The organism is Granulosicoccus antarcticus IMCC3135 (genome assembly GCF_002215215.1).
GTDB classification, from domain to species: Bacteria; Pseudomonadota; Gammaproteobacteria; order Granulosicoccales; family Granulosicoccaceae; genus Granulosicoccus; species Granulosicoccus antarcticus.
Genome location: NZ_CP018632.1, coordinates 6,772,368 through 6,792,389 on the forward strand (window position 1 = coordinate 6,772,368; position 20,022 = coordinate 6,792,389).

Consider the following 20,022-nt stretch of genomic DNA (forward strand, 5'->3'; position numbering starts at 1 on the left):
CAGAAGCTCCTAGCGCAGAAACAGAGAGTAGGCCTCGTTATCTGATTCATCTTCGGCCTTGTAGCCCAGCTCATCAATGAACTGTTTCAGGCTTTCCTCATCCCCTTCCGGCAATGCCAGACCCACCAGCACCCGTCCGTAAGCTGCACCGTGATTGCGATAATGAAACAGCGTGATGTTCCAACGCTCGCCCATGGCAGTCAGAAAATGCAACAAAGCCCCCGGACGCTCTGGAAAGACGAACCGGAAAAGCTTTTCGGAAGCAATATCGGCATGCCCACCGATCATGTGCCGCAAATGTAGCTTGGCAGTATCGTTACGACTCATATCAAGCACATCGTAATCGCTCTGTCGCAACGTCTGCATGAGACTTTCGCGCTCCTCAGAACCACCCGGTAGCTCGACACCAGCAAAGACATGCGCTGTTCCGGCATCAGCATACCGGTAGTTGAACTCGGTAATGCCACGTTTGCCCAGCGCTTTGCAGAAGGCCAGAAAACTACCCGGCTTTTCAGGAATGGTCACCGCCAGCAGAGCTTCACGACTGTCGCCCAGCTCGACGCGCTCCGCCACGTGCCGGATACGGTCAAAGTTGATATTGGCACCACTGTTGATGGCAATCAGGGTCTGACCGCTGACATTACGCTCCTTCACGTATCGCTTCATGCCGGCGACTGCAAGCGCACCTGCAGGCTCTGTCAGGGTTCGTGTTTCGTTGAAGATATCCTTGATGGCTGCAGCCATCTCGTCGACTGTGACCAGAATGACTTCGTCCAGAAATTCGCGACAAACCTCAAAACAGTGCTCTCCGACCTGCTTGACGGCGACGCCATCGGCAAACAGGCCAACCTGAGGAAGAGTGATGCGTTCGTCGGCCGCCAGCGAATCGTGCATAGAGGCCGCATCGACAGGCTCCACACCAATGATGCGAACTTCAGGTCGCAAATATTTCATGTACACACTGATGCCTGCTGCCAGACCGCCGCCACCGATCGGGACAAACACGGCATCCAGTGATTCGGGATGTTGCCGACACAGTTCCACCGCCACGGTGCCCTGCCCTGCAATGGTGTTCGGGTCATCAAAGGGATGGATGAACGGAAAGCCTCGTTCTTCACCCAGCTTCAGGGCAAAACTCAGTGCAGTATCAAAATCATCACCGTGCAGAATGGCTTCAGCCCCCAGGGCGCGAACGGCGTCAACCTTGATGCCAGGCGTTGTCTGCGGCATGACGATGACCGCATCGATGCCCAGCTTTTGAGCTGCCAGTGCCACACCTTGAGCATGGTTGCCTGCTGAGGCCGCAATCACACCACTGGCCGGAGTTTGCTCAAGCAATTTGAAGATCCGGTTGAAAGCACCGCGGCACTTGAAGGAGAACACCGGTTGCTCGTCTTCTCGCTTCAACAAGACCTGATTGTTCAAGCGACGCGACAGCTGTGGTGCCTCATGCAAACGAGTCTGTGTCGAGACATCATAGACACGGGCGGACAGGATGCGTTTGATATACTCGTCTTGTAGCTGCGTCATCAACGGGCCGTGTTCGGCTGGGTTCGAATGAACCCACGAATGTACTCGGTTTCAACGTGATGAACCAGCACCACCGGCTTATTCCACACACTTATACCTCAGGTTTTACAATCCATGGCGCACCCCGGAAAACAGGCAGCGGCACTTGCAGCGCTCGAATACGTCGAAAACGATGCCCTGCTGGGCGTGGGAACTGGCTCGACCGTCAATGTCTTCATCGATGCACTGGCAGCCTCAGGGCGTCGCATCTCGGGTGCTGTGGCCAGCTCCGAAGCCACGGCCGAGCGCCTGAAGTCCCATGGCATCGAAGTCCTGGACCTGAACATCACGGGTCAACTGGAGCTTTATATCGATGGCGCCGACGAATCAAATCCTGCCCTGCAACTCATCAAGGGCGGCGGTGGCGCACTAACCCGCGAGAAAATCATCGCATCAGCCAGCCGTCAGTTCATCTGCATTGTTGACCAGAGCAAGCGGGTCGACATTCTGGGCGAATTCCCCCTACCGATTGAAGTCCTGCCAATGGCACGCAGCTTTGTGGCCCGTGAAATTGTCCGTATGGGTGCTGATCCGGAATTCCGTGAAGCAGCCCGCACTGACAACGGCAACATCATTCTCGATTGTTACGGCTTTTCGATTACCGATCCTATCGCGCTGGAAGCGGCCATCAATGCCATCCCTGGTGTTCTCACCAATGGTCTGTTCGCTGCCCGTGCTGCCGACCTGCTCCTGGTAGGACATGATGATGGGCAAGTCGACACCGTCAAGCCTGCCTGATGATAATCACGCCATCCTGAAGCGACTCGGACCCGCCAGCTGATAACCGTTGGCGGGGCTACCTGACAAGCCAGCCTGGCCGTCAGTGATATTGCATACGCTATTCTGCTTCAGGCGCTTCGACTTCCAGCGGTAGTTCAAGCGTAATACGAGTGCCTTCATCGGTATTGCTGGCGGCAACCTTGCCGTTGTGCAGAGACACCACACGGGTAACCAGCGCCAGACCCAGACCGATGCCTTTGAACTGAGTGGCGATCTTGGCATCTCGCCGAAATCGGGTAAACAACTGTCCCAGCATGTCAGGGTCTATCCCGACGCCCTGATCCTCGATGATCAACACCGCCTGCTCACCCTCCTGGAACAGACGTACACGCACCGTTGTGTCCTCCGGAGAGTATTTGATGGCATTGCTCAGGATGTTTGCAATGGCACGCTCGAGTGAAGCAGCATCCCCCTTCACCCACAGATCCACTTCTTCATCGGACTCTATATCGAACTGAATCCGTTTATTGAGTGCCTGCGGCAACATCTGATCCAGCGAATTATCCAGCACTCCGTTGAAGTACACCGATGTGAATTTAACCTCTGAGAGGCTATCGGCACGAGCAACATGTAGCAGATCGTCCATCATGGCCAGACTGGTCTTGATGTTCTGTTCGACTCGCGGATCACTGTTTGGCTCCAGCAAGTAGAGTGCAGAGATCAACGGCGAACGCAGATCGTGCGACAGGTAATCCACCATCTCCGAGCGTGCGCGTTCGGCCGAGCGGATATCCGTCACATCCAGCACGCTGACACAAATCAGGCGATCCGCCAGTGTGTCTCCCACCGCACTGAAATTGATGACCAGCTCCCGCTCATCGGCGCTGTAGATGATCTGCCAGGGTTCGCGCTCCAGTATCAATTTATCGAACCGTTCGCGACCTTCTCTGGAGGTCAGCGGTTCACCGATACAGGCAAGAAAATCAACAAATTGCGCGCGCTCCTGAAAAGCCGGAACACTGCTATACAGTAGCCGGCTGGAACGCAGGCATTCACCTGCGGCACTCCAGACTGCAAATCCGACAGGGCTGCCGTCCAGCACCGTATCGGCAAATATCTTGACGCTACGCAACCACTCCATCTGTTCGCTCAATTTCAGAGCATTGGACTGCAGGCGCTCAATCGAACCGCTGAGGCGGGTGACATCACCTCGAGCTCGAACACGTGCCAGGTTATTCACAAATTGCATGATGCCGTGGCGGTACTGTGAATCGTTGAACACGATTTCGATGTTCAATGAACGCTTACCGGGATACTGACGTGAATGCACGCCATCCACTGCATTCCAGCGCCCCTGCATCCCGACTATACGAGTGTCAGGCAAGCCGGTGCCGCCCATGAACATCTGCCCACCCGCGCTGATTCTCCAACCCTGTATCGGTAGATGGCGCTCCGCTGAACGAAAAAAACTGGCCAGTGGCTCGTTGTTCTCGGCATTGACCGCGGGCATGAAAGGCTCCAGCTTGCCACGCTCCCGTGCAAGAAAACGATTGACATACTCAAGCCGGTGCCAACTCCACAGCAGGTAGCTTCCCAACAATGGCAAGGCTGCCGATAGTGGTGCATACCAAAGTCGTGCATAGACATATAAAAGGAAACTGAGCAGGATCGGCAGCCCTACGCCCATCACGGCCCCTAGCAATGCCCAGCGTGGTGTTGCCCGGGAATACGAATACAGTAAAGCCGGCAGAAGGATCAGCGCCACCAGCATATTGAGGTAGCCATTGATCTGAACCACGGTGCTCTCATCACGCAAGGCGGCAAAAACGTTAGCGTGAATTTCTACACCCGGCATGGACTGATTCAGTGCCGATACCGGAGTTGGAACGACATCGCCGAGTCCCGTGGTGGTCATGCCGACAAACACCACCTTGTCCTTCAGTTGACCGTTGGGCAAGTTGCCTTCGATCAGATCGACGGCAGAAACGCGCCGAAATGTACCGTTGGGACCATAAAAGGGAATCAGAATTTCATTGTTCTCCACCCACTCCCCTTCAATGCCCTGCGCCTCCCTGAGCAGTCCGGGCAAGGGCTCCGGCGCTTCGCCAAGAGCACCCAGTGCCGCCAGCGACAAGGAGGGCCAATGCGAATGGTTGATACCGGCCTTGAGGTACTGACGACGAACAATGCCATCGTCATCAATGGGTAGAAACACATGCCCCAAGTCCGTGACATGGCGAAGGATGGAGGGCGTGGGTACCAGCTCACTCGCGGCAGAACCTCGCCCACCTTCCGTAAGCACGGGCAAAATCGATACAGGCAGGGAGGCAATTGCGCGCGCCAGTCGTGCGTCTTGCTCGGGCAGATCAGAGGGTTCTACATAGAGCAGATCCAGCACACCAGCTTTCACGCCCTGCAGCTGTAATTGCTCCACCAGGCGGGCCTGCAGTTCGCGCGACCAGGGCCAGCGGCCCAATTTTGCCAGACTACGTGAATCAATCGCCACGATGACGACATCCTCAGGCACGGCACGCTGGGAGGCACGCACCCAGTTGTCGTGCAGCAATCTGTCAACCTTGCGGGTAGCATCAGACCACTGCAGCACCCACACCATGGCCAGCATCGTGCACAGAAACATCACCAGCCCAGTCAGGGTAATCCTGCGCTGCGCTGCAATGACGACTCTCTTCATGTCTTGGCACGATGCACGCGACGCGGCATCCTACAGACTGCCGGTATGCTCTTCCAGACGGTAGCCATGCTGATAGATAGAGGTCAGCTTCCAACGCTCGGAGGCCAGCAATTTCAGCTTCTTGCGCAGACGGCTTGCATGGGTGTCAACGGTCCGTGTATTCAGTTCTGCCGAGGTTCCCCAGACGGAGGTCAGCAAATGCTGCCGGGACAGTACTCGTCCGCGGTTACGAAACATGAACAGTGCCAGCTCGTATTCCTTTTCGGTCAGCTTGATAACTTCATCGTTAAGTCTGACCTGGCGGTTGGACGTATCGAATATATAGGGTGGACATTCGAGTATTTCGACTTCCGGCTGGGCGCGACGCGCCAACGCATACAGACGAGCCAACAGCTCATGCTGACGGACCGGCTTTGCCAGGTAGTCATCGGCTCCTGCACGCAGGGCTGTGACAATGTCCTCCTCAGCCTGACGCGCAGTTGCGAATATCACCGGGATATCGCTGGTAAGCGTCTTTCTGATCCAGTGCAGCACTTCCAGCCCGGAACTGCCACTTTGCAGAGTCCAGTCAAGAACAACCACATCGTATGAGGTTTTACGGAATGCGCGCTGGAAAGCCTCAGCAGTGTTGTACACACCACAGTAGTAACCTTTGCTTTCTATCCACCCACTTACACGGGCGGCCTGCTCGCTGTTGTCCTCCAATAGGGCAATACGCAAGTTCTGCCTGTCACTCATGACATTTCTCGTCCTTTCAATAGTGAGAATTTTCACCCAATATGCAATCAACTGCAAACATTGCGGTGTGTGCCGATACCGGAGCATACTCGGGTTACGACAATTTGACCGTGTCAGTGCACGGTTAGTGTCCATTCGCTGGCCAGAATGGGGCTCGGATAACGGTTTGAACCCGTCCATCCGCCTCCTGACCTGCCCTCTTGACGCCTGAAAAACCTAGCTCAGGGCAAGTGGGTTAAAAAAGTGTCGTCCCCCTTCGAATTCGCGAATTCGACTGACAAGACGGCTCACCTCGCCTGGCTCATCGGCCAGATTGATCTCAGCTGTATTGACAATCAATAGCGGCGTTTCGGTGTAATCAAGAAAGAAACGTTCGTAAAGCGCACTCAATTGTCGCAGATAATTGCTATCGATGCGCTGCTCATGAGCACTACCCCGACGTTCAATACGCTCAATCAGCTTCTCTAGCGGTGCTTGCAGATAGATCACCAGGTCAGGTCGCGGCACTGCATTGACCTGTTGATCATAAAGGTGTGAATACATCCACCATTCAGTATGGTCCAGCGTCAACTCGGCAAACAGCCGGTCCTTGTCCAGCATGAAATCCGCAACGATGGGCTGTGCCGGATTGACCACCGCCGGGTTTCTCAGGACATCCAGTCGAGACAACAGGAAATGTACCTGGGCGTGAAACGCAACCGTTTTCGGATCTTTATAGAAATCCTTCAGATAAGGATTGATGGTATCTACATCAGACAGCAAACTGGCTTTGAAGTGCTGGGCCAATTGCCTGGCAAGCGTGGACTTGCCGACTCCGATGGGACCTTCGATGGCTATGAACTGATATTTCATATAGTAATTGTAGCCGCAGAACCCTCGACCGTGACACGACAATCCGCAATGTTCAGGTAATTACCCCTGCTCATGACGTTTGATGCCAAATTGCTGACACCCCTGCTGCAAATCCTGCACAGATCCCATACCCGGCACCACAAGTGTCGGAGCCAACTCCATCAGCGGCCATAGAACAAAGGATCGCTCAGGCAGTCCGATATGCGGAATGATCAGGTCAACATCATCAATCCGCTCTTCTCCGAAAAGCAGAATATCCAGATCCAGCGGGCGTGCCCCCCAGCGCTGACCACCATATTGCCGGCCATGCTGACGTTCAATCTCTTGCAGTTGCGCCATCAGCAAGCGCGCCTGGCCATCGTAATCAAAGCCGCAGACAGCATTCAGATAATCGGGCTGATCCTGCGGCCCCATCGGCTCTGTTTCATACAACGAAGAAGCCTGCGGAGCACTGACACCGGGCAAATCTGCGATGCCATCAAAAGCTGCCTGAATGTGCAGTTCACGCTGCCCCAGGTTACTACCCAGTGCAACGTAAACCTTCACCTGCGACGACTGACTCAGCATTGCTCAGCTAGCAGGTGGTGAAGATGACCCTGCCGAACCCTTGTCACCACCTGGCTTGCGACGACGACGACGTCGCTTGCGGGGTGGCTTCTTTGCCGCATTTCCAGCAGCATCCTTGCTTGTTGCAGCCGCCTCTATCGATTTGCCCGGCGTGCCGCCGTCAATTTCAAGATCCTCGTCAGCATCTTCGGCCGAACGCGCTCCCTGACCCCGTTTATCGGGCCAGATTCCGTCAGCCACAGGGCGATTGGCCGCCGCATCGATCCGCTGCTCTTCGCTCAGCGTCTGTACCCGGGTCCACCATTTGGCACTGGCCTTGAGACGCTCATCGACGTTCGAACGCAGACACAAGAAGTCATAGGCGGCCCGAAAGCGACGATCTTCCATCAATTTCAGGGCACGTCCACCGGTCAGTCTCTCCAACCGGGGCTGCATTTGCCAGATCTCCTTCATGGGACCTGAAAATCGCCTTGGAATGGAGATCACACGCAGTTGCGTGGACAACACAGAATCTGCAGCAGTGAACAAAGCATCATTGATACGCATACCCGCTTCGCAATCACGCCCTGCCTGTTCTTGCACATCCGGCCAGAGCATGAAGGCCAACAGATAGGCCGGTGTAATAGGCTTACCCTGCGCGACACGACGATCAGTATTGGTCAGTGCTGCATCCAGCATGCTGACCAGGTTCTCATCGCCCGCCTTGAGACGTTCATCCAGCATCGGAAACAGATAGCGCAGTAAATCGTGCTCTCGAACCGAATGAAAACTGCGCAAGGCATAGCCGCCCTGGAACAGCTTCAGAACTTCTTCGAACAGGCGCGGAGGCGGTGTTGATTTCAGCTCGGTCCGAACCTGCTTCATTGCCGCCAGAGTGGGCTCGTCAATTGAGAATTTCAGTTTGGCGGCCAGACGTACGGCACGCAGCACTCTGACAGGATCTTCCTTGCAACGCGTTACCGGCTCACCAATCAGTTTGAAGACACCCGCCTTCAGATCAGCCAGACCACCGACGTAATCCACAACAGAGCCATCTGCGATGTTGTAGTAGAGAGCATTGACAGAAAAATCACGCCGGTAGGCATCCTCTTCAATCGAGCCGAACACATTGTCACGCACGATGCGACCTGCCTTGCCTATCTCACCACCATCGCCCTTGCTGTGAGCAGCCCGGAAGGTGGCCACTTCGATGATTTCACGCCCGTACACCACATGCACCAGGCGAAAACGCCGACCGATGATCCGCGAGTTACGAAACAAGGCCCGGATGGTCTCAGGACTGGCATCGGTAGCGATATCGAAGTCTTTCGGCTTCAACCCTACCAAGGCATCACGCACACCTCCACCGACCAGATAGGCCGAGTGGCCTGCCTCGTGCAGCTTGTCCAGCACCTTCAGTGCCGAGCGTCCGATGGATTTACGGGTAACAGAATGCTCGCCAGCGGGCACGATCAAAGGGCCGCTGTGCTTGCCTGAACGCGCCTTACCCCGCTTGCGTGGTTTGCTAGCCGGTTCTGCGGCTATTGCCGAGCTAGCCTCAGCTTGCGCTGCTGGCTGTGGCTGTGCTCCGAGTAACTCGCGAGTCTTGTTCAATGCCGAGCGTGATAGCCCGGTCAGTCGTTTAAGCAATCGTTTCTCCGTCTGCGTCTGCATCCGAGTCTTGATCGGATGTATCATTCTGGTTCTGGAACCGAATTATCTGACGCCGTTGTTTTTTGGATGGCCGGCCTTCTCCAGCCAATCCCCTGTGCGCCATTCGATCACTCTTCAGGCGTTCTCCAAGGGTCTGTCTGGCCAGCAGGCTTTCTGCCGTTTCTTCGTACAGCGCCTGCGCCTCTGTGGCGGGTCGTCGCTGATCATTCAATGCCAACACCGTCACGACGAACTCGTAAGGTATCTTTTCTATCTGAATTACATCACCCACAAGTACCTGGCGAGATGCCTTGATACGCTGACCGCCAATACGCACGCGGTTACGGGAAATTGCTTCGCTTGCCAGGCTACGCGTCTTGAAGAAGCGCGCAGCCCACAACCATTTGTCTATTCGCACCCGATCTACCATTGAACCAAGGTTAACCTCATGCAGTGCTACATTTATCGCAGCTCGATCAAGGATGGCTTGTACGTCTATCTAGCCGACGAAGACGGACTCGAACGCTTGCCAGAACCTCTCAGAAAACAACTGGGAATACCAGAGCTCTCTATGACTCTGGATCTGCAGCCTGACCGTAAATTGGGCCAGGAGAATACGCAGCTCGTTCTGGAGAATCTCGAATCCCAGGGCTTTCACGTACAAATGCCTCGAGATGTCGAACAACTACTGGAACAGATCGCCCGGAATGCTCAAAACAAGCATCAGGGCAACACTGGAAAAGACTGAATTCGGACAAACCCGTGTTTGCCCGTCTCAACTACTGCCAATCTGAAAAACCGTCACACTGACAGTATGGCCTTTTATGTTGAGCAGCTGTCTTCATGAACAGCTGCTCATCATGCAAGTAGATCTTTAAGGACGATCTGCGGTGCGCAGTGGCCCTGGAAGAGATGAAAAGTATGCAGCCAGATCAGCGATATCCTGATCGGACAATGCACCTGCAAAGCCTGCCATGATGGCATTCTCACGAGTACCGTCACGATAGCTCTGCAGCGCATGTACCAGGTAGCTGGAATACTGCCCAGCCAGAATCGGATAAGTGACTATTTCGGATATTCCGTTAGCACCGTGGCAGGCTGCACACGTGGTCGCCTTTTCGGCACCCGCAGCAGCATCACCGGCCGCTTGCGCAGCCCCAGCGAACACGCCAGCAATCAGCAACGTTGCTGCAGCGATACGGAGGCTCTTGATGAATTTGAGCATGATCATTTATTTAGCACCCTGAGCGGAAAACCAGGCTGCGATATCCTCGATGTCCTGATCTGAAAGCGCACTTGCGTTTGCCTGCATGGTTGGATGGGATCTTGTCTTGCCACGATACGCTTGCAGTGCGGCGATCAGGTATTCCTGATTCTGGCCAGCAATTCTTGGCACATGGTAAGTGGGGTAAGTATTAACGTAATGCTTGACGCCATGACAACCGAGGCAGGTATAGGCTTTTTCCAGGCCCAGAGCCGGATCACCTTCTGCCAGAGCTGCAGCACCGGGGAACAAAACGCTTGCTGCGAGTGTCAACAATGCTGCTCGGCACAGACGACTGCTACCTTGAAAAGCTTTCAGAGCCATGCCCCGCATCGTTAATACTCCAGTAGGAAGCTGGGCCATAGACTGACCGATGCTCGCCCAGGCTGTGTCACACGTGGATTTCATTGATCGATTCACACCTGGTTCTTGAATAATTAGTGGCTAGCCTCCCGCTTGGGAAGACCTCAGACACCCAATTCTAGCCGTTGATGCGCTTAGCGCCAACTCCAGATTGAGATATTTTACAAGACAACGCCTTTTCGGGCATTTCCATGCCCCTTATCGAGACTGACTGTGCCCGGACAAAGCTTGCCCGGGCACAGCATACGCCATATAGCGCGGTCGACAAAGTACCGCAGTTGGCTCAAGCCTTCAAGGCAAGAAACATATCATTCATGCGTTTGACAAAACCCGCACTGTCTTCCAACTGCCCGCCATCTGCCAACAGAGCCTGATCCAGCAACAAATGGGACCAGTCCTTGAAACGCTCATCGTCCTGTTCATTGTCCATCAGATCCAGAATCGGATGTGTAGGGTTAACTTCCAGAACCGGCTTGCTACTAGGCAGATCATGACCCGCCTGCTTCAGCAGTTGTTGCATATGCAGTGCCATGTCGTGCTGACCCATGACGATACAGGCAGGCGAAGAGGTCAATCGAGTCGAGGCACGAACATCACTGGTGGTATCACCCAGAACCGCTTTGATGCGCTCGATGGTGGGCGCGATATCAACAGCCTTCTTCTCTTTTTCGGCCTTGACTTCGTCTGATTCCTGCTCGACACCTTCGATTGAGCCCAGATCCAGGTCACCTTTGGCGATAGAGACGAACGACTTGGAATCGTACTCGTTCAGGTAAGACATCATCCACTCGTCTACCCGATCGTGCATCAACAAGACTTCGATACCCTTGTCACGGAAAATTTCCAGATGCGGGCTGTTCTTGGCAGCCTGATAGCTATCAGCAGTGATGTAATACAGCTTGTCCTGACCAACCTTCATGCGTGCAATGTAGTCGTCAAGACTCGTCAGCTCACCAACCTTGTCATTGTTCGTGGTATCAAAACGATACAGCTTCGCCACTTGCTCCTTATTGGCAAAATCTTCACCAGGAGCCTCTTTCAGACAGGCACCAAACTCAGTCCAGAATCCTGCGTAGTCTTCCGGCTGCTTGTCAGCCAGCTTTTCCAGCATGCCCAGAACACGCTTGATCGATGCATTGCGAATCGCATCAATGGTCTTGTTGTCCTGCAGAATTTCCCGCGACACATTCAGCGGCAGATCGTTGCTGTCCACCAGACCGCGAACAAAGCGCAGGTAACGTGGCATGAGCTTTTCAGCCTCATCCATGATGAAGACACGCTGTACAAACAACTTGATGCCGTTACGCTGGTGATTACCATCGTAGAGATCAAACGGGGCTTTTTTCGGGACGTAAAGCAGCGAGGTATATTCCTGATTACCTTCCACCTTGTTGTGAGACCAGATCAGCGCATCTTCGTAGTCATTGCAGACTTGCTTGTAGAAATTCTGGTATTCCTCATCCTTGATCGTGGATTTGGGACGAGTCCAGAGCGCCGATGCATCATTGACCTGCTCAAGCTGAGCTACCTGCGGCTCCTCTACCACAGCTTCTTCGCCTTCTTCAGGCTCCGGAGCGGGTGGCACTTCTCCCAACATCATGATCGGGAAAGTAATGTGATCAGAGTACTTCTTGATGACACCACGCAAACGGTAGTCGTTCAGGAATTCCTTGCTTTCTTCTTTCAGCTTCAGCGTGATTTCAGTACCTCTAACAGGCTTGTCCACGGCTGACAGAGTGTATCCGCCACTGGCATCGCTTTCCCAACGCACGCCTGTATCGCCATTCTCGCCCGCTTTGCGCGTTACAAGAACGACTGAATCTGCAACTACAAAGGCTGAATAGAAACCCACGCCAAACTGACCAATCAGCTTCGCATCGGCTTTTTGATCACCTGACAGGGATTCAAGGAACTGTTTGGTACCAGACTTTGCGATGGTGCCGATATTGGCTATCACTTCATCGCGATTCATGCCGATACCGTTATCACTGACAGTTACAGTACCTGCTTCCTCGTCAACACTGACAACAACACGAAGTTCCGGATCACTCTCCAACAATGAAGCATTCTCGATGGACTCGAAACGCAACTTGTCGCAGGCATCAGAACTGTTGGAAATCAGCTCTCGCAGGAAAATTTCCTGATTGCTATACAGCGAATGGATCATCAACTGGAGTAGCTGATTGACCTCGGCCTGAAAGACCATTTTTTCGCCATCAACAGGCGCCTGACCTTCGGTCGGCGCAGAATCGATATTAGCTTCGGTTTTCTCACTCATACAGCAGGTCTCCGGTGGATCACGGACGATTAGGATAGATAAAGTGTCGAGAAGATCGGGCTTCTGCGACCAGAAATCAAGCCTGTACAAGCCCGTGAGCGGACAGAGACAGGTAATTCCTGTAAACCCTGTCGCGGGTATTGCTGACGTTAAGAGTGGGCAACAGCCCACTGGCAACCTTGAGGAGTCAGGCTCCAACGCGTCTCGAGAAGTGTTCGAGAGACCCGTACAGGCGCAATCAGATACAAATCAGACAGCCCCGGACATTTTCCAGGAAAGATACATTACAGACTTTACCTGGCAATGCAGGCAGTCGGCTGTCAGGTGCAAACCCGAAGTAATACTTCGGGATTTGCGCCGGAGTATCCGCTCGCTTTGATAGCGAGCAGACTTTCCGGGAAAAAGCTCAGACTTACAGCTTTTCCTTGATACGAGCAGCACGACCAGTCAGGCCACGCAGGTAGTACAACTTGGCACGTCGGACATCACCGCGACGCTTCACTTCGATATCAGCAACCAGCGGGCTGTAAGTCTGGAACACACGCTCGACACCTTCGCCGTGAGATATCTTGCGAACAGTGAATGCCGAGTGCAGGCCACGATTACGCTTGGCGATACACACACCTTCGAACGCCTGCAGACGCTCACGGTCTCCTTCTTTAACACGAACCTGTACAACAACCGTGTCACCGGCGGCGAACGTGGGCAATTCTTTGCCCATTTGCTCGGCGTTGATTTCGTCGATGATATTGCTCATTACTATTGCTCTTCGATGGTAGCGCCGGAGTTACCGTCTGACGGTCCGAGGCTGGTTAGAAATACTTTGTCTTCCTTAGTCAGGTCTGCTTTTTCAAGCAGCTCCGGACGTCGGTCCCTTGTTCTTGCCAATGACTGCTGGCGACGCCAGCGGGCAATGGCTTTGTGATCTCCCGACATCAGCACGGCAGGCACCGTCTGGTTTTCGTAAACCTCGGGCCGCGTGTAATGCGGACAATCCAGCAAACCCTCAATACCGAAAGAATCCTCTTCCGCTGATAAGGGATCACCCAAAACACCCGGCTCCAGTCGCGTTACCGCATCGATAATCGCCAGAGCCGCAAACTCACCACCACTGAGCACAAAATCACCCAGCGATACTTCCTCATCAACGAGACGGTCAATAACCCGCTCATCGATACCTTCATAACGACCGGCCACCAGAATCACGCTACCGTGAGCCTGCCAGGCACGAGCCATCGCCTGATCAAACGGGCGACCTTGCGGAGACAAGTAAACCACCGGAGCTTCAGGCATTGCTTCCTTGAGGGAAACAATAGCTGCGCTCAACGGTGCCGGCGTCATGACCATCCCGGGACCACCGCCAAAGGGCCGGTCATCCACAGTACGATGCTTGTCAGCGGTCAGGTCCCTTGGATTGGATAATTCCAACTCCAACTGACCCTTTGTTCTTGCCCGCCCGATCACCCCGTGCTCAAGCGCCCCATCCATCAATTCGGGAAACAGCGTAATGACGCCAACTTTCACGTCAGAAATCCGGATCCCAATCGATCGTTACCACTCTATCCTTCACATTCACATCCGTGATGACATCCGGCACCAGCCATGGCACCAGTACTTCACGCGGCCCTTCCACCTCTTCACGCTCGTCAGAGACCACGACGACATCATTGGCACCTGTTTCGAACAGACGCACAACAGCACCGACATCAACACCTTCGACCGTTCTGACATGCATTCCGATCAGATCAGCCCAATAATACTCGCCCTTTGCCGGTTCAGGCATGGCAATGCGACTGATGGCGATACTTGCACCAATCAGCGTACCCGCCTCTTCAGGAGTTTCGAATCCTTCCAGCTGCGCCACGATGGTTTTACCCTGCGGCCTACCCTGAAGCACTCGCACCTCTTTCCAGTTACCACCCTGCTCCATCCACCATGACTTGTAGGTCACGATGTTGTCGCGCGGGTTGGTGTCTGAATGAACCTTGACCCAGCCTTTCAGACCGTAGATGCCAGTGATATGACCCAGCAGCACGCGATCGGCAGGCACAGCATTACTCGTTACAACGGAAGACACAACAGCCTCAGGCTGCTGCGCTTACCTTGCGGTGATCTTTAACGATCTTGGATACGCGGTCACTCATTTGAGCGCCAACACCGATCCAGTAATCAACACGTTCCATGTCGAGACGAACTTCAGTGGCATCACCACGAGCAACAGGATTGTAGTAACCCAGTCTTTCAATGTAACGACCATCACGACGTGCACGACTGTCAGTAGCAACCACATGATAGAAAGGTTGCTTCTTAGCGCCACCGCGAGATAAGCGGATTGTGACCATGAGCCTTTAATTCCTAAAAAAATACTAAAACGAGGCCACACAACAGTGCCGCCGGAAGGGAACTCCCAATGATACGCAATTTCGCGCCCCACGCCAACAACCGACCCAAAAAATTCCCCACCATTGGGTCGGACCACCACAAGCTCTTGATATTTCGAAAATTCCAGAACCAAGATGACGCTTTTTCACGCTTAAATCGCCCGATCAACCCGCAATAACGGCCGTTAAGGGCTTCATCCTTAACGTAAATGAGCAAATGTTCACACTTACAGGTATCAAATCAGTAAGCCAGAGAACTGGCTAACCAACGCTCTGACTCAGCCAATGGCTCATCACGTCGCTCTACGTAATCAACGAGCTGACTCTTGGTCAACTTGCCCAAACCGAAATATCGGCTCTGCGGATTGGCAAAATAGAACCCACTGACCGACGAGGCCGGCATCATGGCCAAACTCTCGGTAATGCTGATTCCCGCATTGCCCAGAGGATCGATCATGCGCCATATCACCTCTTTCTGACGATGATCCGGATTGGCAGGGTAACCCGGCGCTGGCCGGATACCTTCATAGCGCTCCTTGATCAGCTCATCGCTCTCCAGCGCCTCAGCCGGTGCGTAACCCCACAACTGCTTGCGTACTTCCAGGTGCAGGTATTCGGCAAAGGCTTCGGCCAGTCGATCAGCAATCGCCTTGACCATGATGCTGTTGTAAACATCATTATCCTTATCGTATTCGGCCACGACCTCATCCAGCCCGAGACCCGCGGTCACCGCGAACATGCCAATGTAATCCTCGATTCCCAGATCAGATGGTGCAATAAAATCAGATAACGACAGATTGGGCCTGCCATCCGGAAATCGACGCTGCTGACGCAGACAATGAATGACATCGACCGGCTCCTGACGCGACTCGTCCGCATACACCGCAATATCATCCACATTGATCGAATTGGCGGGAAAGATCCCGACCACACCTTTTGCCGTCACCGTGCCGGATTCGATAAATTTTGCCAACATCTCCTGCGCGTCCTTGAACAGCGTAGTGGCTTCCTGACCTACCGTCGGATCCTTGAGAATTCGGGGATATTTTCCACGCAGCTCCCATGTATGGAAAAACGGCGTCCAGTCAATGAATTCCGCCAGCGTTGCGAGCGAGACATCGTCGATCACCTTCACCCCGGTAAACGCAGGCTTCGAGATGGGCGATTCCTGCCAGTCGATCTGCAGGCCATTGCTTCTGGCAGCCTCGATATCCATCAGATCAAGCTGACTGTTCTTGTCGGCAAAACGCTTGCGATAACGCTCGTAGTCCTCCTCCAGATCCTGTTCGAATAACGGCCGATGCGTATCACTCATCAAAGAGCTTGCCACCTGTACACAGCGCGATGCATCCATGACATGGACAACCGGCTGGTGATAATGCTCACTGATCTTGACCGCAGTATGCATCCGCGAGGTGGTCGCCCCGCCAATCAGTAACGGCAGGGCAAACTCTTCTCGCTGCAGCTCCTGCGCCACGTGCACCATCTCTTCGAGCGAAGGCGTAATCAGACCGGACAATCCGATCATGTCCACCTTGTGCGTACGTGCCTCTTCCAGAATTCGACTGGATGACACCATAACCCCAAGGTCGATGACCTCATACCCGTTGCACTGCAGAACCACGCCAACGATGTTCTTGCCGATATCATGCACATCACCCTTGACGGTTGCCATCAACACTTTGCCGGCACTGCGCTGCCCACTATCATCGTCTTCCATATAGGGCAACAAGTGCGCAACCGCCTTCTTCATGACGCGCGCCGACTTCACCACTTGAGGCAGAAACATCTTGCCCGCACCAAACAGATCACCCACTCGATTCATGCCGTCCATCAGCGGACCTTCAATAACATCGAGTGGCTTGTCCATGGCGAGCCGCGCCTCTTCCACATCCGTCTCTATATGCGCATCCAGGCCCTTTACCAGTGCATGCTCGATACGCTCGCGCAAAGGCAACTCGCGCCAGGCGTCGGTCTGCTTTTCCACCTGCTGATTGTCACCGCGATATTTTTCAGCGATGTCAATAAGACGATCGGTGGCATCCTCGCGCCGTGCAAGCACCGCATCTTCGACGGCCTCTACCAATTCTTTTGGCAATTCTTCCAACACAGCCAACTGGCCGGCATTCACGATGCCCATGCTCAAACCCGCCCTGATGGCGTGGTACAAGAACACCGCGTGTATCGCCTCTCTGACAGTATTATTGCCACGAAATGAGAAGGATACGTTGGAGACACCACCACTGACCATGACACCTGGCATGTTCTGGCGAATCTGCCGAACAGCTTCTATAAAGGCGACGCCGTAGCCATTATGCTCTTCTATACCAGTAGCAATGGCGAAAATGTTGGGGTCGAAAATAATATCGCAGGGGTCAAAATCCAACTCGCTGACCAACAGATCATGCGCTCGTTGACAGATATTGACCTTGCGCTCGATCGTATCGGCCTGACCTTCTTCGTCGAAAGCCATTACTACAACTGCAGCCCCATAGCGTTGAGCCAGCTTGGCCTGCCGAAGAAATTCCTCTTCACCTTCTTTCATACTGATCGAATTGATGACGCATTTACCTTGCAAACACTGCAAGCCTGCTTCTATCACTGACCATTTTGACGAATCAATCATCACGGGAATGCGTGAAATATCAGGCTCAGATGCAATCAGATGAAGAAAACGCACCATGACGGCCTTCGAATCCAGCAAGCCTTCATCCATATTGACATCGATAATCTGCGCACCGTCGTCGACCTGTTGCCGAGCGACATCCAGCGCCTCTTCATACTGTGCATTCTTGACGAGTCGCAGGAACTTTGCAGAGCCGGTCACATTGGTACGCTCACCGACATTGACGAACAGGCTGTCTTCGCGCAAATTGCAGGCCTCAAGCCCTGACAGGCGACAGGACAGATCCAGCGTGGGTATTACACGTGGAGATTCATCCCTGACGGCATCGTAAATTGCAGCAATATGCTCTGGCGTCGTACCGCAGCACCCACCCACCATGTTGATATAACCGGCGCGCACCCACTCGGCGATCTCTTCCGCCATCTGACGAGGTGTTTCATCGTAACCGCCAAAGGCATTCGGCAGACCGGCATTGGGATGCACACTCACATGAGTGTCTGCAATACGAGACAGCTCCTGCACGTGCTCACGTAGCTGGGATGGGCCCAATGCGCAGTTCAAACCGATGAACAAAGGTTTGGCGTGCCGCACCGAGTTCCAGAAGGCTTCTGGAGTTTGTCCCGAAAGCGTGCGTCCGGAAGCATCGGTAATGGTTCCGGAGATGGCGATCGGCAGACGAACACCGCGATCGTCAAAGACTCGATTGACGGCAAAGATGGCCGCCTTGGCGTTGAGCGTATCGAAGATGGTTTCAATCAGAATGAAATCAACACCTCCGTCCATCAACGCATCAGTCGCCTCGTAATAATTCTTGTCCAAGTCGGCGAAAGTGATATTGCGATAACCCGGGTCTTCCACCTTGGGTGACAGCGAAGCCGTGCGATTGGTGGGCCCAAGCACCCCTGCGACAAATCGGGGTTTATCAGGGTTTTGCGCGGTCGCCGCATCGGCACAATCGCGCGCCAGCTTCGCACTGACCAGATTCAACTCTCGCACCTGTTCCTGCATGTTGTAATCTGCCATCGAGACAGAATTGGCATTGAAGGTGTTGGTCTCGATGACATCGGCACCGGCAGCCAGGAAGGCATTATGGATATCCGTAATGATCTGCGGCTGCGTGATCGAAAGCAGGTCATTGTTGCCACGAAGATCACTCTGCCAATCAGCGAAGCGCTCGCCTCGAAAGTCCTCTTCCGTCAGCTTGTGCTTCTGAATCATGGTGCCCATGGCACCATCCAGCATCAGGATCCGTTCCGCGAGTATCTGTTTCAGGTCAAGCGCTGCACCTGTATCTACTTGATCGCCCATTATCTCGTCAGAAACCCGTAAGTATTGAAGAAAATAGTATAAACATAAAGAAATGCTTATATCCTTATTTGGTGATTGTATACGTATTGTGATGTTGGCGCCGGTGCAGTTTTGAGACCACCTCGTGCAGATGAACCATCATAAAGGGTCGCCTATTCCGATAAGCGCTCCGCTAACTTCACAATCCGTATGGTTTCGCACATGGGCATGGATTGTTCAACAGCTCGTGCTTTGGATATTTTCAACCACGATCCAGCGTTTTAGCGATCATTTGCGTTATTTAGCCGTATTTTGAGGCTTAAATGGGCTTAATTCACACTAAATCGGGCAGTTAGGGGGCTTTATGGGCATTGATATGCGGGTATTTATTTATTATTCAATTACTTACGGTGGTCCGACCCAATGAGTTTGGAGGGGGTGTATCGGGGGGCGAGATATTGTGTGGAGGGGGATGAGCCATTTGTGATGCGTGTGGGGCAATTTTCTGACGCGCTACAACGGGTGTATCAGTCCCATCGGTGTCAGTCGGCGGCTTTTTTGACGGCGGCAAACCCGGGAGGCGTCAAAATTTCGGACACCGACAATCTGCAGGCTGAAGCAAAACTTCAGCGGGACATAACATCGATGAGATATACCGCATTCCCCGGCATTGGCCTCGATGGTGATGAAAAGTCGGACTGGCCAGGTGAGCGCAGCTTACTGGTGCTGGGTATCGTATATCAGGAAGCGATCCGCATAGGTACCTCATTTGATCAACTGGCAATCATCTGGTGTGACAAAGATGCGGTACCTCAGCTGCTGATGCTGAATACAGACACAGATCTGCCGAACACGAATAACGAAGCTGTAATGTAACAGGGTAATTCGCCCGCAATTATCTGAAAAACAAGCCTAAACACTGAGGCAATCACCCTTCTGAAAATATCCAAATATTAATGTTTATGCCACATTTGATACTTGTGGCTAACTTTGTCTTCAAACGTTCACCAGTTCACCTTATCCGGCATGAATTCTGCGACACAGTTTTTTACG

Annotated in this window: 18 protein-coding genes; 3 read left to right on the plus strand and 15 right to left on the minus strand. The window is 53.5% G+C overall.

The annotated features are described in order from the left end of the window. Window positions 1–9: 9 nt before the first annotated feature. Complete coding sequence (gene ilvA / locus IMCC3135_RS29320) at window positions 10–1,530, minus strand: threonine ammonia-lyase, biosynthetic (protein ID WP_088920814.1); 1,521 nt, start codon at window positions 1,528–1,530, stop codon at window positions 10–12. 114 nt (window positions 1,531–1,644) lie between these two features. On the opposite strand from ilvA, the gene rpiA reads away from it, so the two are divergent. Further along, complete coding sequence (gene rpiA, locus IMCC3135_RS29325; protein ID WP_088920815.1) at window positions 1,645–2,307, plus strand: ribose-5-phosphate isomerase RpiA; 663 nt, start codon at window positions 1,645–1,647, stop codon at window positions 2,305–2,307. A gap of 100 nt (window positions 2,308–2,407) precedes the next feature. Here rpiA and IMCC3135_RS29330 read toward each other — a convergent pair whose 3' ends face one another. From IMCC3135_RS29330 to IMCC3135_RS29355, 6 genes are all read right to left on the minus strand, one after another. Further along, window positions 2,408–4,981: a CHASE2 domain-containing protein gene (locus tag IMCC3135_RS29330; protein ID WP_088920816.1), complete on the minus strand. Its 2,574-nt coding sequence runs from the start codon at window positions 4,979–4,981 to the stop codon at window positions 2,408–2,410. A 30-nt stretch (window positions 4,982–5,011) separates the two neighbouring features. Beyond that, window positions 5,012–5,719 carry a response regulator transcription factor gene (locus tag IMCC3135_RS29335; protein ID WP_169727544.1) on the minus strand — a complete coding sequence of 236 codons (708 nt, stop codon included), beginning with the start codon at window positions 5,717–5,719 and terminating at the stop codon, window positions 5,012–5,014. Between the two features lie 216 nt (window positions 5,720–5,935). Then, window positions 5,936–6,571: a deoxynucleoside kinase gene (locus IMCC3135_RS29340; protein WP_088920818.1), complete on the minus strand. Its 636-nt coding sequence runs from the start codon at window positions 6,569–6,571 to the stop codon at window positions 5,936–5,938. Between the two features lie 60 nt (window positions 6,572–6,631). Continuing rightward, complete coding sequence (gene folK, locus IMCC3135_RS29345) at window positions 6,632–7,117, minus strand: 2-amino-4-hydroxy-6-hydroxymethyldihydropteridine diphosphokinase (RefSeq protein ID WP_205737773.1); 486 nt, start codon at window positions 7,115–7,117, stop codon at window positions 6,632–6,634. A gap of 24 nt (window positions 7,118–7,141) precedes the next feature. Beyond that, complete coding sequence (gene pcnB / locus IMCC3135_RS29350; RefSeq protein WP_157736348.1) at window positions 7,142–8,767, minus strand: polynucleotide adenylyltransferase PcnB; 1,626 nt, start codon at window positions 8,765–8,767, stop codon at window positions 7,142–7,144. Beyond that, complete coding sequence (locus IMCC3135_RS29355) at window positions 8,760–9,188, minus strand: RNA-binding S4 domain-containing protein (RefSeq protein ID WP_236994686.1); 429 nt, start codon at window positions 9,186–9,188, stop codon at window positions 8,760–8,762. Before IMCC3135_RS29355 ends, pcnB begins: the two co-directional genes overlap by 8 nt. Window positions 9,189–9,218: 30 nt before the next feature. On the opposite strand from IMCC3135_RS29355, the gene IMCC3135_RS29360 reads away from it, so the two are divergent. Continuing rightward, entirely contained in the window at window positions 9,219–9,518 is a 300-nt protein-coding gene (locus tag IMCC3135_RS29360) for a YcgL domain-containing protein (protein ID WP_088920822.1), read from the plus strand. 126 nt (window positions 9,519–9,644) lie between these two features. On the opposite strand, the gene IMCC3135_RS29365 is transcribed toward IMCC3135_RS29360, so the two are convergent. From IMCC3135_RS29365 to metH, 8 genes are all read right to left on the minus strand, one after another. Continuing rightward, on the minus strand, window positions 9,645–10,001 hold the full coding sequence (locus tag IMCC3135_RS29365) for a c-type cytochrome (RefSeq protein WP_335589287.1): 357 nt from the start codon (window positions 9,999–10,001) through the stop codon (window positions 9,645–9,647). Next, complete coding sequence (locus IMCC3135_RS29370; RefSeq protein ID WP_236994687.1) at window positions 10,002–10,442, minus strand: c-type cytochrome; 441 nt, start codon at window positions 10,440–10,442, stop codon at window positions 10,002–10,004. It lies immediately after the preceding gene. A 238-nt stretch (window positions 10,443–10,680) separates the two neighbouring features. Then, entirely contained in the window at window positions 10,681–12,603 is a 1,923-nt protein-coding gene (gene htpG, locus IMCC3135_RS29375; protein ID WP_088922154.1) for a molecular chaperone HtpG, read from the minus strand. Between the two features lie 484 nt (window positions 12,604–13,087). After that, entirely contained in the window at window positions 13,088–13,432 is a 345-nt protein-coding gene (rplS, locus tag IMCC3135_RS29380) for a 50S ribosomal protein L19 (protein ID WP_088920823.1), read from the minus strand. Window positions 13,433–13,434: 2 nt separating this feature from the next. Continuing rightward, window positions 13,435–14,199, minus strand: a complete 765-nt coding sequence (gene trmD / locus IMCC3135_RS29385) for a tRNA (guanosine(37)-N1)-methyltransferase TrmD (RefSeq protein ID WP_088920824.1) — start codon at window positions 14,197–14,199, stop codon at window positions 13,435–13,437. Window position 14,200: 1 nt separating this feature from the next. Continuing rightward, entirely contained in the window at window positions 14,201–14,752 is a 552-nt protein-coding gene (gene rimM, locus IMCC3135_RS29390) for a ribosome maturation factor RimM (RefSeq protein WP_088920825.1), read from the minus strand. Window positions 14,753–14,759: 7 nt separating this feature from the next. Next, window positions 14,760–15,017 (minus strand): 30S ribosomal protein S16, encoded by a 258-nt coding sequence (gene rpsP, locus IMCC3135_RS29395; protein WP_088920826.1) that lies wholly within the window; start codon window positions 15,015–15,017, stop codon window positions 14,760–14,762. 280 nt (window positions 15,018–15,297) lie between these two features. After that, window positions 15,298–18,990 (minus strand): methionine synthase, encoded by a 3,693-nt coding sequence (gene metH, locus IMCC3135_RS29400; protein WP_088920827.1) that lies wholly within the window; start codon window positions 18,988–18,990, stop codon window positions 15,298–15,300. Window positions 18,991–19,455: 465 nt separating this feature from the next. On the opposite strand from metH, the gene IMCC3135_RS29405 reads away from it, so the two are divergent. Further along, window positions 19,456–19,845 carry a DUF3293 domain-containing protein gene (locus IMCC3135_RS29405; protein ID WP_169727546.1) on the plus strand — a complete coding sequence of 130 codons (390 nt, stop codon included), beginning with the start codon at window positions 19,456–19,458 and terminating at the stop codon, window positions 19,843–19,845. Window positions 19,846–20,022: the final 177 nt, after the last annotated feature.